Raw genomic sequence first — 14,610 nt, 5'->3', positions numbered from 1 at the left:
GCAACCTCGCTTTTCAGGTCTCTTCGTCGTCCTCGGCGCCGACGGCTTCCAGCACCTGACGGGCCAGGGCCCGCGTCACGGGGCGGTGCTGCTCGTCCAGCCGGGCGACCACGTCTTCCACGGCGGCCGCGGACCGGTCGATACGCCGCACCAGATAGTCGATGACCTCGTCGGTCGGGGTGATGCTGCGTTCAGCGAATCGGGCGCGCAGGATGGCGGCCAGGACGACGTCGTCAGGCTCCTCCATGGCCGTGACCCGGATCGAGTCGAGCCGCGAGCGCAGGTCGGGGACCTGGACCTTCCAGAAGCGCGGGGAGGGGCGCGAGACCAGCAGCAGGGCGCCGCCATCGGCCTGGGCCAGGTTGATCAGGTGGAACAGGGTCTCGTCGTCGGCGTCCTGGGCGATGTCCAGCAGCACGGGGCGGCCTTCCAGCTCCAGCGGATCGACGTGGGCGGCCTCGGCGCCGTTCAGGGCCACGGCGCCGACCCGTTCGGCCCAGATGGCGGCGACGTGGCTCTTGCCGCAGCCCGCGGGGCCGCAGATGGCCATGACCTGACCCGCCGCGTCGGGCCAGCGCTCCAGTACCCGCACCGCCTCCTCATTGGAGGCCGAGCGCACGAAGCTCGACGCGCCCCGGGGCACGTCGCTCTGCAGCGGCAGGCGCAGTTGATCGTTCATGGCGAGACGTCCCGGCATGGTGTCATCTTACCATCACGCGCGGGCAACGCGGTTAACGGCGAGGCGACGGAAACGGGGGACATCGGGGACAAGACGGTCGTTCTGTGGGTGGCTCAGACGAAGTCGGCCAGGCCGGGGTTGATCCGGCCCGCCGCGAACTCGACGACGCGGTAGTCGGCCAGGCCGTGCACGGCGAAGGGATCCTGCTTCATGATCTCGGTGACCTCATCCAGCGACTTGCCGCCGCGCGCGATCAGGAAGCCGCCGGTGCGCGGCACCTTGGGGCCGGTGAGGATCAGCAGGCCGTCGGCGATCTGCTCGTCCAGCCAGGCGCGGTGCTCTGCCGTCTTCGCCTCGATCTCGGCGATGGGGCGGGTGTAGGTGATCTCGATCAGGAACATCTGGCGCTTCCGCTGAATTGGACGCCCGTTGATATGTGGATTCGCAGGCCTGTGGACAAGCCGGTGAAATCGGCTCCGACCTTGACTTTCGAGGGCGATGATGCGCCCTTCCGCGCCTTCCAATTCCCGCCGGATTCCGGCTGATTCAAACGATATTTCCCATGCACGCCTATCGCTCCCACACCTGCGGCGCCCTCCGGTCTTCGGACGCGGGCGCCAATGTGCGTCTTTCGGGCTGGGTCCACCGCAAGCGCGACCTCGGCGGCCTTCTGTTCGTCGACCTGCGCGACCACTACGGCATCACCCAGCTGGTGCTGCACCCCTCGACCCCGGGCTTCGAGATCGTCGAGCGCCTGCGCGCCGAGAGCGTGATCAAGATCGACGGCGAAGCGGTCATGCGCGACCCCTCGACCGTGAACCCCCTTCTGCCGACCGGTGAGGTCGAGGTCCGCGTCGCCGGCCTGGAGGTCCTGTCCGAAGCCGCCGAACTACCCATGCCGGTCTTCGGCGATCAGGAATATCCGGAAGAGATCCGGCTGCAGAACCGCTTCCTCGACCTGCGTCGCGAGCGTCTGCACAAGAACATCGTCCTGCGCTCAAAGGTGATCTCCTCGATCCGCCAGCGCATGGTCGGTCAGGGCTTCCTGGAGTACCAGACCCCGATCCTGACGGCCTCTTCGCCGGAAGGCGCGCGCGACTTCCTGGTGCCGTCGCGTCTGCATCCCGGCAAGTTCTACGCCCTGCCGCAGGCCCCTCAGCAGTTCAAGCAACTGCTCATGGTCTCGGGCTTCGACCGCTATTTCCAGATCGCGCCCTGCTTCCGCGACGAGGACCTGCGCGCCGACCGCTCGCTGGAGTTCTACCAGCTCGACGTCGAGATGAGCTTCGTCACGCAGGAAGACGTCTTCGCGGCCATCGAGCCCGTCATGCACGGCGTGTTCGAGGAGTTCTCGAACGGCCTGCCGGTCTCGCCGATCGACGGCAAGCATACCTTCACCAACGACTTCGGCGAGCAGTTCGAGCACGCCGGCTTCGAACGCCTGACCTTCGCCCAGTCGATGGCCTGGTACGGCACCGACAAGCCGGACACCCGCAACCCGATCAAGATGCAGGTCGTCTCCGACCACTTCCGCGACGGCGGCTTCGGCCTGTTCGCCAAGATCCTGGGCGCCGACGACAAGAACGCCGTCTGGGCCATCCCGGCGCCGACCGGCGGCAGCCGCGCCTTCTGCGACCGCATGAACTCGTGGGCGCAAGGGGAAGGCCAGCCGGGCCTCGGCTATATCTTCTGGTCGGACGACCAGAACGCCTGGGGCGGCCCCATCGCCAAGAACCTGGGTCAGGAGCCGACCGAGGCCCTGATGGCCTCGCTGGGCCTCGGAAAGGGCGACGCCGCCTTCTTCGTCGCCGGCCTGCCGACCGCCTTCGCCAAGTTCGCGGGTCTGGCCCGTACGCGCGTCGGCACGGAGCTGAAGCTGGTCGCCGAAGACCAGTTCAAGTTCTGCTGGATCGTCGACTTCCCGATGTTCGAGTGGTCCGAGGAAGAGAAGAAGGTCGACTTCTCGCACAACCCCTTCTCGATGCCGCAGGGCGGTCTGGAAGCCCTGGAGACCCAGGATCCCCTGACCATCCGCGCCTATCAGTACGACATCGTCTGCAACGGCTATGAGCTGTGCTCGGGCGCGATCCGGAACCACAAGGCCGAGATCATGCTCAAGGCCTTCAACATCGCGGGCTATGACAGCTCGGTGGTCGAGGACCAGTTCGGCGGCATGCTGAACGCCTTCCGCTACGGCGCCCCGCCGCACGGTGGTCTGGCGCCCGGCATCGACCGCATCGTCATGCTGCTGGCCGGTGAGACCGCCATCCGCGAGGTCATCGCCTTCCCGCTGAACCAGCAGGGCGAGGATCTGCTGATGAACGCCCCGACCGAGGCGCAGGAGCGTCAACTGAAGGACGTCCACATCCGCACGGCGGTCCCGATCAAGGTCTGATCGGAAGGTCTTGTCACGAAAGAGAAAAGGCGGCCCATCGAGGCCGCCTTTTTGCTGTCGGGAGGTCGCCGCCTCAGTCGTTGGAGGCGTAGTGGCGGACGGGCGGCGTGGGGACCGCGGGCGGGCGCGGCGGAACCGGCGGCGCCACCCGGATGATCGTCCGGCTGCGGCAGCTCCCGATCTGCAGGCCGCGCGGCAGGCGGGTCGTCTCGTCGGCGCAGGCCTGGGAGACCTGATCCTGAGTCAGACCGACGGCGCGCGACAGGTCGACGCCGCGAATGTCGGTCCGCCGCAGTGAGGCGCCCGAGAAGTTGGCGCGGTTGAAGTTGCCGTTCCGGAAGCGGGCGTTGTCCAGGCTGGCGCCCGAGAAGTTGGCGCCCGAGAAGTCACCGGAGGTCATGTTCGAGGCCTGCATCTCGGCGTGCGAGAACGAGGCGTTGCGGGCGTTGACGTTGGCCAGGTTGGCGCCGAACATCTCGGCCCCGGTCAGACGGGCGTCCTGCAACACCGTCGAGTTCATGTTGACGGCGCTCAGCTCGGCGCCGGTCAGGTCGACGCGGGCCATATTGGCGTTGGTGAAGACAGCTCCGGAGGCCTCGGCGCCGTTCATCGTCACATCGACGAAGACCGCCGAGGTGAAGTTGGCGCCGTTCATCTCGGCGCCCGTCAGATTGGCGCGGCTGAAGTCGCTGTTGGTGAAGTTGCCGCCCGCCAATTCGGCGCCGCGCAGATTGGCGCCGACCAGGGTCGCGCTCATGAAGGTCGCGCCGCTCAGGGTCGCGCCCGACAGGTTCCGGCCCGACAGCTCGCAACGATTGCAGGATCCGCCCAGGGTGATGGAGCGGGAGGCCCCGCCTTCCTGAAGGCTGAAGCGAACCTCGGCGGCGGCCTGGGAAGCGCCCGCGACGAGCGCCAGCCCGAGGACGGCGGCGGAGGCGTTACGGATTTGTGCGGCGAACTGTTTCACATCGCCTCAATGACGCCGAAGCCCCTGAAAGCCTACTTAAATCGCGGTAACAGTCGGGCCGCTCAGCAGGCGGGAATATGCAGGCCGCCGGGCAGGACGGTGGCTTCGTCGCCGCAGGCCTGGTTGAGTTGGCGCTGGGTCAATCCGGTGGCGCGCGTCAGTTGAGCCCCGGAGAAGTTGGCGCCGGTCAGGGTCGCGCCCGCGAAGGACGAACCTTCGAGATAGGCGCCGACGAAACTGGCGTTGGTCAGGTTGGCGCCCGAGAAGCTGGAGCTGGAGAAGACCGCCCCATAGGCCTCGACGTCGCGCAAGTCGGTGTTGGCGAAGCGGGTGCGGTTCATGACCGCCAGGCTGAAGTCGGCCTGACGCAGGCGCGAGCCTGTCAGGTTCAGCCCGCGCTTCTCGAAGTTGGAGAAATCGCCCTGGAACAGGTTGCAGCCGCGGCAGTCGTGCCCGGCGCGGACGCTGGCGATCTGGCCGGCGTTCTGGGCCAGGACAGGGGTAGCGACGGCCGCGACGGCGGCGATCAGGACGAGGGCTTTCTTCACGGACAGGCTCCGGTCCGGCGAGGCCGGCGCTGTGATCTTTGAAGACCCATACCGCAGAGGTGTTTACGATCCGTGGCCTGCGCCGTTGGCCGCCAGCGTGGTGCGGCGCCGGATCAGTTCGGCGTGTCCCAGCAGGAAGACGGTCAGCAGCGCCATGGCCGGAATCACCATCCGGCCCGGAGGCAGGACGACATCAACGCCATGACCCGCGAGCCATCTCTCAACGAAGGGATAGGTCGGCGGCCAGAGCGAGGCCATGCCGAGAAGGAACAGGGGCCACCAGAGTATCCGTAGCAGATAGTCGATCGCGTTCGGGAACGGGCGGCCCAGTATCCGTGCGACCTGGTCGTAGAAGCCTTCGCCCGGCTTCATCCCTTCTTCGATTCCGCCGCGCCGCAGCTGTCGCAGACCCGGACGGCGCCGCGTTGCTGCAGGGTGAAGTCGCCGCAGGCCGGGCAGGCGTCGGCGTTGGCGACCGGGACGACGCGCTGTTCCGGCTCGCGCTTGCCGAAGGGCAGGACCACCAGATTGTCGGGCGCTGCGCCCCGGGCGAAGCCCTTGGAGATGAAGTGGGCCGCAGGGACCAGCTCGTCAGCCTTGCCCGCCCCCAGACCATCGGCGTCCAGCGGCTCGGCGTCGGCGTTGGCCAGCTCCGTCCGGTCAAGATACGACACGCCCAGCTCGCGGAAGATGTAGTCGAGGATCGAGGTCGCCGAGCCGACGCGGTCGTTGCCCGTGACCCGTCCGGCGGGCTCGAAGCGGGTGAAGACGAAGGCGTCCACGAACTCGTCCAGCGGCACCCCGTATTGAAGTCCGATGGAAATCGCGATGGCGAAGTTGTTCATCAGACTGCGGAAAGCGGCGCCTTCCTTGTGCATGTCGATGAAGATCTCGCCCAGCTCGCCGTCGTCGTATTCGCCGGTGTGGATATAGACCTTGTGCCCCCCGACGGCCGCCTTCTGGATATAGCCCTTGCGGCGGTCGGGCAGTTTGCGGCGGGTGCGGTCGCGCTCGACCACCCGCTCGACGATCTTCTCGGTCGGCGGGGCTTCGGCGGTGGCCTCCGGGCGACGCGGGGCGGCGTCGAGCTCGGGCAGGTCGAGCAGGGGAGCCGACGGGGCGGCGTCGGGCAGCAGGCGGATCGCGCGGCGGCCCTCGCTCGCGGCCGTGGCCAGAAGCGCCGTGGCCTCGGCGGCGGTGGCGCGCCAGCTGACGGCCTCGGGCGTGACGTCGGGCGCGTCGCTGAACGGCTCGATCGCGCGGCGCAGATCGCGTTCGATCTCCGCCGGCGCGCGGTTCAGGGTTTCGACGAGGGCGGCGGGCGCCTCGGCCCAGCGGGCCAGATCGGCGTGGCCCAGGGCATAGGCCTCGGCGGCCGCCAGAGCCTCGGCGGACAGACCCAGGCGCGGCAGCAGCGGCCCGGCGCCCTCGATGCCCAGGACATCGCGGACATAGCCGGGATCCAGCACCAGAGGCCCGAAGGCGTCCTCCAGCCGCCCGACCTGGGCCAGGGCGATCTCGACCGACTCCAGCTCGGCGTCGGTGAAGCCGAGGCCGCGCAGGACCTCGTGGTCCATGCCGGGAGCCTCGACGAGGGTGCGTCGGCCCAGCAGACGGCGCTCGGCGGCGGCGGCGTCCGTCTCGTCCATGGCGGCGATCAGGGCGGGCGACAGGTGGCGTTCCACGGCGCCGTCGGCGGTCTCGAACAGGGTGGCGTGGGCGAAGGCGGGCGAGCCCAGCCTCAGACCCAGTTCGGCGTCGTCGACCAGCAGGGAGATGGAGCCGTGGCGGCGGCCGTCGCGCTTCATCGCCTTGCGGGCGGCGGCGGTCAGCTTCGCCGCATGGGCGGCCAAAGGCGTCGACTGGCGGGCGTCGGAGGCGGCCAGCAGGCCCTGACGGCGTTGCAAGGCATCCAGCGCCTCTCCGGCCAAAGCGGGACCCTCGGGGCAGGGGCCGAGCGCCTCGGTCAGTTCGCAGGCGGTCAGGGCCGCGCTGGCCGCGACCACGCCCGCTACGGCCGCCAGCGCCGCCTGGCCGGCCTCGTCGGGAACAAGCCCCTGGCCCAGTAGCCATTCGGCCGCGCCGGACAGGCCCAGTGCGACGGGCCGCACCGCCTGACGCCGACGCGCCTGATCGACGGTGGCGGAGAAGCCGGAGGTCAGCTCGATCTCCAGCGCCGTGGTCCACAACCGGGTCAGGGCCTCCAGAGCGGGGGCGAAATCGCCGAGCGCCGCGACGGCGGGCAGGTTCAGGGCGCAGGCGGCGGCCAGCGGCTGGTCCGCCACGGCCCGGGCGTCGGCGGCGTCGAAGGTCAGGATCAGGTCGCCGGTCAGGGCCGCGCGGGCTGCGGCTGACTGGGCGGCCCCGGCGGCGACGAAGGGTTCGCGGTCCGCCACGGCGACGATGCGCTCGGCGGGCAGGGGCGGGAAGTCGATGACGATCCGCTCGCCGTCGATGGCGCGCAGGATGTCGAGGTCGCTGGCCCCGGCGCGGCGCGCGGCGGCGGCGGCGCGGGCCAGGGCGGGATTGCGGGCCGGATCGCCGCAGTCGCCGCGTGGGCCTTCGCAACGGTCCACGGCGTCGCCGACGGCCGCCAGGGCGCGGGCGGCGGCCTCAGCGGCGCTCTCGGCCAGTTTGGCGGCGCGACGGGCGTCCAGCGCCGTGCTCAGGGTCTTGAGGTCCGAGGCCTCTTCCAGATCGAGAACCGTCGCGGCGGGCGGGGCGCCGATGCTGGCGGGCAGGCGCACCCCGTCCTTCAGGCTCCGGGCGGGTGCGGCGAGGCCCAGCAGGACACTGGCGGTCAGTTCCTCGGCGAAGGTGCGGGCGTCGGCGGCCCCGGCGAAGACCCCCGTCGACCGGCCCCAGACGGCCAGCCGCGCGGCCCAGCCCGAAATCCGGCCGCCGAGCACCTCAAGACCGAGCGCGACCGTGTCCGCCGCCATGCCGGTGGGCAGGTCCTGGGGCAGGCCGTCGGCCCAGTCCATCCAGGCCTCGACCCGGGCGTCGGACCAGCCGTCCGGCGCGATCATCTCGACCACCGAATCGCTGCGCTCGACCCAGCGGGGGCCGGTCGCGATCAGGCTCGCGGGCTCGATGAAGCGGGAGGCGAAGCGCATGCGGGACTCTTTCCGCCGAAAGGTTCTCCCAGACTAGGCAGGCAGGACACAGCCATCAATAGATGTTGCGGGCCGGGCAGGGGTTACCCCCAAGATGTTGATCGCGACGAAACGCCCGTCGTGCTGGACGTGGGGCCTCCCGGTTTCTATGATCGCAGGAACGTCGCCGGACCGCCCGGCGCGACGGATTCGACGGGATTCCCACTCAGTGCTTGCTCAGATTTTCACATGGTGGAACGGCGCCACCATCGGCACGATGTTCACGATCGCCAAGCGGGCGAACCTGATCGGCACGGACGAGATGGGCAACCGCTACTACGAGAGCCGCGACAACAAGAGCTATGACGGCCGCAAGCGCCGCTGGGTCATCTACAACGGCTATGCCGAGGCCTCGAAGGTCTCGCCCGACTGGCACGGCTGGCTGCACTACACTTTCGACGAGCCGCCGACCGCCGAGCCGCTGAAGCGCCGTTCGTGGGAGCTGGACCACCAGCCCAACCTGACCGGCACGCCCCTGGCCTGGCGTCCGCCCGGTTCGCTGGCCGCGGAGGGCGTGCGCCCGGCCGCCACCGGCGACTACGAAGCCTGGAAGCCCGAATAATGACCCGCGCCCGGCTCATCGGCGTCGCTGTCGCCGCCCTGACCATCGTCGGGGCGGGGGGCGTCGTTGTCGCCGGAGGGCTGCAGAACAGCCCGCCCCAGGATGCGCGTCCGTCGAACGACCCGGTCGGCGACATCCTCAGGAACGCCCCGCCGGTCGAAACGGCCCCCGCCGGCGTGCCCGCGCCCAACGCCCCGGTCGCCATCGTCCCGACCACCCCGGTCGACATGACCGCCGGCGCGCCGCAGGAGACGGTCCCGGACGCCTCGGCCGCCAAGCCCGAGGATGCGGTTCCCGCCGACGAGAAGATCCAGGAAGCCGACACGCCCCTGCCGCGCCAGCGCCGCCGCGTGGCGATCGTCGAGGCGATCGACAAGATCACCGCCGACCGCATGCGGTTCGAGGTCGTGGTCGGCGGCCGTCCCGTGCGTTTCAACGACAGCCTGATCTTCACCGCCCGCGCCTGCGAGGTCTCGGCCGACAACGAACAGGTCTCGGACGCCATCGCCTATCTGGACATCAGCCTCCAGCCCAAGGGCACGGCCAAGGCGACCGAGCCGCGCCAGATCTTTCGCGGCTGGATGTTCGCCTCGACGCCCGGGATCAACGGGCTGCAGCACCCGATCTATGACGCCTGGGTCGTGGGCTGCAAGGCGTAGAAGACCGCCGCCTCTCCGGTCATCGGCTCGAACAGCGCCCTGGGATTGGGCCGCAGCGGCCGCGCCGCCTTCAGCAGTTTCAGATAGGCGCCCTGCGGCGTTTCCACCGCCCCGAACTGGCTGAGGTGCTCGGTCAGGAACTGGGCGTCCAGAAGCCGCCAGCCGCCGCGTTTCAGCCGCGCCACCAGATGCACCAGGGCGACCTTTGAGGCGTCCCGCTCGCGGCTGAACATGCTCTCGCCGAAGAAGGCGCCGCCGAGGGTGACGCCGTACAGGCCCCCGACCAGCCGCTCGTCTTTCCAGCATTCGATGGAATGGGCGTGGCCCATGGCCTGGAGCGCCAGATAGAGGCGTCGGATCGGGCCGTTGATCCAGGTGTCCTCACGCCCCGGCGCCGGAGCCGCGCAGGCGTCCAGCACGGCGTCGAAGGCGGTGGAGACGCGCACCTCGAACGGCTCGCCCCGCACCGTCCGCTTCAGCCGCGTCGGGATGTGGAAGCCGTCCAGCGGGACGACGCCCCGCTGGTCCGGTTCGACCAGGAAGATACGCGGATCGTCGCGCGCCTCGCCCATGGGGAAGACGCCCGTCGCATAGCAGTTCAGCAGCTCTTCGGGGCCGAAGCCGCCGAAGGGACTGGCGCTGAAGCCCGGGTCGCTCAGGCTGCCGGGGTCCGTTTGGCGGCCCACTTCTCCAGCCAGTGGATGTCGTAGTCGCCACTGAGGATGTCGGGCTCGGCCAGAAGGCGCTGGAACAGGGGGATGGTCGTGTCGACACCGCCGACCACGATCTCGCCCAGGCTCCGCTTCAGCCGCGCCACGCACTCGGCCCGGTCGCGCCCGTGCACGATCAGCTTGCCGATCAGGCTGTCGTAGTAGGGCGGGATCGAATAGCCGGCGTAGATGGCGCTATCCAGCCGCACGCCCAGGCCGCCGGGGGCGTGGAAGTCGGTGATGGCGCCCGGCGACGGGGTGAAGGTTTCCGAGTTCTCGGCGTTGATCCGCACCTCGATGGCGTGGCCCTCGAAATGGATGTCTTCCTGGGTGAAGGACAGCGGCAGGCCCGCGGCGATGCGGATCTGTTCGCGCACCAGATCGACGCCGGTGATGGCTTCGGTGACCGGGTGTTCGACCTGCAGGCGGGTGTTCATCTCGATGAAGAAGAACTCGCCGTCCTCCCACAGGAACTCGATGGTGCCGACGCCCAGATAGCCGATGGCGGCGATGGCCTTGTTGACCGTCTTGCCGATTTCGGTGCGCTGGGCCGCCGACAGGGCGGGCGAGGGGGCCTCTTCCAGCACCTTCTGGTGACGGCGCTGCAGCGAGCAGTCGCGCTCGCCCAGGTGGACGACGTTGCCGTGGCTGTCGGCGACGACCTGGATCTCGATGTGGCGCGGCTTCTGGAGGTAGCGCTCCATGTAGACCGCGCCGTTGCCGAAGGCCGCCTTGGCCTCGGTCTGGGCGGTCTGGACCGCCTCGACCAGATCGTCTGCGGTGAGCGCGACCTTCATGCCGCGTCCGCCGCCGCCGGCGGCCGCCTTGACGATCAGGGGGAAGCCGATGGTCTTCGCCGCCTCGATGGCGGCCTCGACGGTCTCGACCTCGCCGTCAGAGCCGGGGACGACCGGGATGCCGGCGTCCTTGACGGTCTGTTTGGCGCTGATCTTGTCGCCCATGACCCGGATGTGGTCCGGCTTGGGTCCGATGAAGGTCATGCCGTGGGCTTCGACGATCTCGGCGAAGCGGGCGTTTTCGGACAGGAAGCCATAGCCCGGGTGGATCGCCTGGGCGCCCGTGATCTCGGCCGCCGCGATGATCGAGGGGATGTTCAGATAGCTCTTGGCCGCCGGGGCCGGGCCGATGCAGACGCTTTCGTCGGCCAGCCGCACCCACATGGCGCCGCGGTCGGCTTCCGAGTGCACGGCGACGGTGGAAATGCCCATCTCCTTGCACGCCCGGTGGATACGCAGGGCGATTTCGCCGCGATTGGCGATCAGGACTTTGGTGAACATGGCTTACGCCTCGAGCAGGACGAGGGGTTCGCCGTATTCGACGGGCTGGGCGTCGCCGACCAGGATTTCGGCGACCACGCCGTCGCGCGGAGCCTGGATGGGGTTCATGGTCTTCATCGCCTCGACGATGACCAGGGTCTGGCCCTTCTTGACCTTGTCGCCCGGCTGGACGAACGGCGGCGCCTCGGGCGAGGCCTGCAGATAGGCGGTGCCGACCATCGGCGACTTCACCGTCTCGCCGGCCCTGGCGGCGGGAGCGGCCGGGGCGGCGGCGGCGGCCGGGGCCGGAGCGGCGACGGCGGCCGGGGCGGCGGCGTATTGCATCACGGGGGCGGAGACGACCTCACGCGCCACGCGGATGCGCAGCTCGCCGCGCTCGACCTCGATCTCCGTAAGGGAGGTGTCGTTCAGGATGTCGGCGAGCTGGCGGACCAGGGTCGCGTCGATCTCGACGTCGTTCTTGAGCTTGGCAGGGGACGATTTCGGATCGGCCATGGGTTCTCTCGAGCCTTCTTCTTGATCTCAGGACGAACGGGCGGCGGCCGCTGCGCGTTCCGCAACGAGCTTCACCGCGGCCTTGACGGCCAGTTCGTAACTTTGCGGGCCGAAGCCCGCGACGACGCCGGTCGCAACCAGCGAAACATAGGTCTTGTGCCGGAATTCCTCGCGGGACGCCGGGTTGGACAGGTGACATTCGATCACCGGGATCGACAGGGCTTTCAGCGCATCCAGCAAGGCCACGGAGGTGTGGCCGTAACCGGCCGGATTGATGACCACGGCCGAGCCTTCGGTGCGGGCCTCGTGGACCCAGTCGATCAGCTGGCCTTCGTGATTGGACTGGCGGAAGACGATCTTCGCGTCGCCCGCGGCCTTTTCACAGAGCCCCTGAACGTCCGCGAGGGTCTCGTATCCATAGATATCCGGCTCACGCACCCCGAGGAGGTTGAGATTGGGACCGTTCAGGACGTAGATGACGGGCGTTTCGGGCATTACCTGCGGTGAGGCTCCGGGCGCGGGAACGCCCATGAATCGGGCGGCCTTTTAACTGACTGACGGCGCAGGTCAAAGCGACCCGCGCGAAAGGCTGACGTAGCGGTATGCGCATTCAAGTCAACGGAGATACGAAAGAAGTCTCCGCCCGGACGATTCTGGATCTCGTCGGAGAACTGGGTCTGGACCCGCGCAAGGTCGCCGTCGAGCGCAATCTCGAGATCGTCCCCCGCTCCCTGCACGCCGAAACCGCCCTCGACGAGGGCGATCGCATTGAGATGGTGATCTTCGTCGGGGGCGGGTGACCGGCAGCGCCCCGCGGGCCGGTCACCCGGGCCGGCGCCTCAGCGAGGCTCGCAGACGCCGTCGTCGTAGTCGCCCACGCGGCGGATGATCTCATTGCTCTCGGGCTCGATCCTTCGGCCGGAGACGATGCCGTCCAGCACCCGGCGCAGCAGGGCGTCCAGTCGCGTGACGACGTAGCATTTGACCTCGGGCGCGGCGTGCGGATTGCCCACCCCGCTGTCGTCGGTCAGGAACAGGTAGCGGCTCTGGGTCACGGCGGCCATGGCGCGCATGACGAACTCGGCCTTCTCGGCCACGCCGCTGGCCGCCACCGGCACGATCTGGATGCGTTTCTCGCGCGCCTGAAGGGTGGTGGCCCAGGTGGCGCCGATGTGCTGGTCGTGGGGCGGGGCGTCGGCGACCAGGACCAGGGCCTTGGCCGCATTGTCGCGCCATGACGCGCCCACAGCCGCGGCCATCGCCTGATCGACCGCCTCGGGATAGTCGCCACCGCCGCCCGCCGACTGTTTGGACAGCAGGGTCTGGACGGCCTCCGTATTGCCGGTGAAGGCGTACTGGCGAACCACATATTCGTCGCCGATGTCGCGATAGACGATCAGGCCCAGCCGGAGGTCCAGTCCCGGGTGGCGGTCCTTCAGGGCGGTGACGATGCTGTCGAGTTCGACCTTCAGATAGTCGATCTCGTCGCCCATGCTGCCCGTGGCGTCGATGACCAGCATCAGGTCCATGGCGCGGACCGCCGCCGGGGCGCCGGGCAGGGCGATCTCCAGACGCCGATCCGAACCGACGCTGAGGGTCCGGCGGGTCGTCTGGCCGCGCGGACCGGGCACGGTGATCTCCGCCGTGCGGCCAAGGCCGTCCAGCGCGGGGAAGAGCACCACGCTGCCATTGGCCAGGGTCTCCAGCTCCAGCGTCCCGCCCTGCGGACGGCTGATGCGAACCGGAACGAAGGGCCTGGGACGGCCGTCGGCGTCCGTGATCGTGACCGTGATGGCCGCCCGGGTGTCGACATAGGGCAGGGCCGCGAACTGCTGGGCCTTCGAACCGACATAGCGGGCGTAGGCCTGGGGATTGAGCAGGTCGTCGTAGTCGCCCGCCGTCAGGATGCCCGCTTGCGATTGCGTTTGCGGGCGGTCGGGGCTGACGGGTACGGGAGCGAGGTCGGCCGCCGAGCCCGGGATCCGCGACCCCGTGACGGCCACCTCGCCGACCATGGCGGGCGGGGCCGGCGCTGCGACAGGCGGCGGCGGGGGAGGCGGCGCTGGGGGAGGCGGCGCCGACGGAGCCATGGCGGCTGGAGGCGGGCCGGGCACGCCTTCCACGCCGGGGGCGCAGCCCGCCATCAGGGTCAGGGCGGCGAGCGCGACGCCGGTCAGGACTTTGCGGTTCGACATCTTGCGGTTCGACATGGCGGGGCTCCCCATCGGTGGATCGACGTTCTCCAGATCGCCGCCCGATCGTGGCCGAATTGGGCGCGGGGGCCCTGACGACTTCTGACGGCTGAGCTGTTCCTTCCGTGGGCGTGAAGGCGTAGGGAACCGGCCATGACCGAGATCGCTTCTCCCGCCGCCGATTCCTGGACCGTCGCCGGCCGCACCTTCTCCTCGCGGCTGATCGTGGGCACGGGCAAATACGCCGACTACGCCCAGAACGCCGCCGCCGCCGAGGCTGCGGGGGCCGAGATCGTCACCGTGGCCCTGCGCCGGGTGAACCTGTCGGATCCGTCCCAGCCGATGCTGGTCGACTATGTGAAGCCGGACCGCTTCACCTTCCTGCCCAATACCGCCGGCTGCTTCACCGGCGAGGATGCTGTGCGGACCCTGCGTCTGGCGCGCGAGGCCGGCGGCTGGAACCTGGTCAAGCTGGAGGTGCTGTCCAACACCGCCCATCTCTATCCCGACATGGTCGAGACCCTCCGGGCGCTCGATATGCTGGTCAAGGACGGCTTCGACGTCATGGTCTACTGCACCGACGACGTGGTCATGGCCCAGCGGCTGGAGGAGGCCGGCGCCGCCGCCATCATGCCCGCCGCCGCCCCGATCGGCTCGGGTCTGGGCCTTCAGAACGCCGTCAACGTCCGGCTGATTGTCGAACAGGCCAAGGTGCCGGTTCTGGTCGACGCGGGCGTGGGCACGCCGTCCGACGCCGTCCTGGCCATGGAGCTGGGCTGCGACGCCGTCCTGATGAACACCGCCATCGCCGGGGCGAAGGATCCGATCCTGATGGCCAGCGCCATGAAGCACGCCGTCATCGCCGGGCGTCAGGGCTATCTGGCCGGCCGCATGCCGCGCCGCATGTACGCCGACCCGTCGTCGCCGCTCGCGGGTCTGATCTGACTACA

16 protein-coding genes are annotated in these 14,610 nt (G+C 69.4%); 5 read left to right on the top strand and 11 right to left on the bottom strand.

Features of this window, described 5'->3' with window-relative positions; genetic code table 11:
* Positions 1-13 precede the first annotated feature (13 nt).
* Both ACW172_RS19245 and ACW172_RS19240 read right to left on the bottom strand, forming a co-directional pair.
* The gene (locus tag ACW172_RS19245; protein ID WP_492032992.1) at positions 14-697 is read right to left on the bottom strand and encodes a P-loop NTPase family protein; all 684 of its coding nucleotides are present in this window, start codon (positions 695-697) and stop codon (positions 14-16) included.
* 95 nt (positions 698-792) lie between these two features.
* On the bottom strand, positions 793-1,080 hold the full coding sequence (locus ACW172_RS19240; protein ID WP_492032991.1) for a YciI family protein: 288 nt from the start codon (positions 1,078-1,080) through the stop codon (positions 793-795).
* Positions 1,081-1,232: 152 nt separating this feature from the next.
* On the opposite strand from ACW172_RS19240, the gene aspS reads away from it, so the two are divergent.
* Entirely contained in the window at positions 1,233-3,074 is a 1,842-nt protein-coding gene (aspS, locus tag ACW172_RS19235; RefSeq protein ID WP_492035024.1) for an aspartate--tRNA ligase, read from the top strand.
* A gap of 73 nt (positions 3,075-3,147) precedes the next feature.
* Here aspS and ACW172_RS19230 read toward each other — a convergent pair whose 3' ends face one another.
* The 4 genes from ACW172_RS19230 to ACW172_RS19215 all read right to left on the bottom strand — a co-directional run bounded on the left by ACW172_RS19230 (position 3,148) and on the right by ACW172_RS19215 (position 7,705).
* Positions 3,148-4,041, bottom strand: coding sequence for a pentapeptide repeat-containing protein (locus ACW172_RS19230; RefSeq protein ID WP_492032990.1), 894 nt, complete (start codon positions 4,039-4,041; stop codon positions 3,148-3,150).
* A 62-nt stretch (positions 4,042-4,103) separates the two neighbouring features.
* Entirely contained in the window at positions 4,104-4,589 is a 486-nt protein-coding gene (locus tag ACW172_RS19225) for a pentapeptide repeat-containing protein (RefSeq protein WP_492032989.1), read from the bottom strand.
* A gap of 63 nt (positions 4,590-4,652) precedes the next feature.
* Positions 4,653-4,961 (bottom strand): hypothetical protein, encoded by a 309-nt coding sequence (locus ACW172_RS19220; RefSeq protein ID WP_492032988.1) that lies wholly within the window; start codon positions 4,959-4,961, stop codon positions 4,653-4,655.
* Entirely contained in the window at positions 4,958-7,705 is a 2,748-nt protein-coding gene (locus tag ACW172_RS19215; RefSeq protein WP_492032987.1) for a TSCPD domain-containing protein, read from the bottom strand. Before ACW172_RS19215 ends, ACW172_RS19220 begins: the two co-directional genes overlap by 4 nt.
* Before the next feature lie 208 nt (positions 7,706-7,913).
* On the opposite strand from ACW172_RS19215, the gene ACW172_RS19210 reads away from it, so the two are divergent.
* Together ACW172_RS19210 and ACW172_RS19205 are read left to right on the top strand one after the other, a co-directional pair.
* Complete coding sequence (locus ACW172_RS19210; RefSeq protein WP_492032986.1) at positions 7,914-8,306, top strand: NADH:ubiquinone oxidoreductase subunit NDUFA12; 393 nt, start codon at positions 7,914-7,916, stop codon at positions 8,304-8,306.
* Positions 8,306-8,965 (top strand): DUF2155 domain-containing protein, encoded by a 660-nt coding sequence (locus ACW172_RS19205; RefSeq protein ID WP_492032985.1) that lies wholly within the window; start codon positions 8,306-8,308, stop codon positions 8,963-8,965. Before ACW172_RS19210 ends, ACW172_RS19205 begins: the two co-directional genes overlap by 1 nt.
* Here the strand turns inward: ACW172_RS19205 and aat are convergent.
* The 4 genes from aat to aroQ all read right to left on the bottom strand — a co-directional run bounded on the left by aat (position 8,932) and on the right by aroQ (position 11,963).
* Entirely contained in the window at positions 8,932-9,537 is a 606-nt protein-coding gene (aat, locus tag ACW172_RS19200; protein ID WP_492035023.1) for a leucyl/phenylalanyl-tRNA--protein transferase, read from the bottom strand. The genes ACW172_RS19205 and aat overlap by 34 nt on opposite strands.
* Positions 9,538-9,620: 83 nt before the next feature.
* On the bottom strand, positions 9,621-10,973 hold the full coding sequence (gene accC, locus ACW172_RS19195; RefSeq protein ID WP_492032984.1) for an acetyl-CoA carboxylase biotin carboxylase subunit: 1,353 nt from the start codon (positions 10,971-10,973) through the stop codon (positions 9,621-9,623).
* 3 nt (positions 10,974-10,976) lie between these two features.
* Positions 10,977-11,468 carry an acetyl-CoA carboxylase biotin carboxyl carrier protein gene (gene accB / locus ACW172_RS19190; RefSeq protein ID WP_492032983.1) on the bottom strand — a complete coding sequence of 164 codons (492 nt, stop codon included), beginning with the start codon at positions 11,466-11,468 and terminating at the stop codon, positions 10,977-10,979.
* A 27-nt stretch (positions 11,469-11,495) separates the two neighbouring features.
* A complete protein-coding gene (aroQ, locus tag ACW172_RS19185; protein ID WP_492032982.1) occupies positions 11,496-11,963 on the bottom strand; it encodes a type II 3-dehydroquinate dehydratase in 468 nt (155 codons plus the stop codon).
* A 107-nt stretch (positions 11,964-12,070) separates the two neighbouring features.
* On the opposite strand from aroQ, the gene thiS reads away from it, so the two are divergent.
* Positions 12,071-12,268: a sulfur carrier protein ThiS gene (gene thiS, locus ACW172_RS19180; protein ID WP_492032981.1), complete on the top strand. Its 198-nt coding sequence runs from the start codon at positions 12,071-12,073 to the stop codon at positions 12,266-12,268.
* A gap of 39 nt (positions 12,269-12,307) precedes the next feature.
* On the opposite strand, the gene ACW172_RS19175 is transcribed toward thiS, so the two are convergent.
* Positions 12,308-13,678: a vWA domain-containing protein gene (locus ACW172_RS19175; protein WP_492032980.1), complete on the bottom strand. Its 1,371-nt coding sequence runs from the start codon at positions 13,676-13,678 to the stop codon at positions 12,308-12,310.
* A gap of 135 nt (positions 13,679-13,813) precedes the next feature.
* On the opposite strand from ACW172_RS19175, the gene ACW172_RS19170 reads away from it, so the two are divergent.
* Positions 13,814-14,605, top strand: a complete 792-nt coding sequence (locus ACW172_RS19170) for a thiazole synthase (protein ID WP_492032979.1) — start codon at positions 13,814-13,816, stop codon at positions 14,603-14,605.
* Positions 14,606-14,610 lie beyond the last annotated feature (5 nt).

It is taken from the genome of Brevundimonas sp. ALps5 (assembly GCF_058681645.1).
This window is presented reverse-complemented; position numbering and strand designations above follow the sequence as displayed.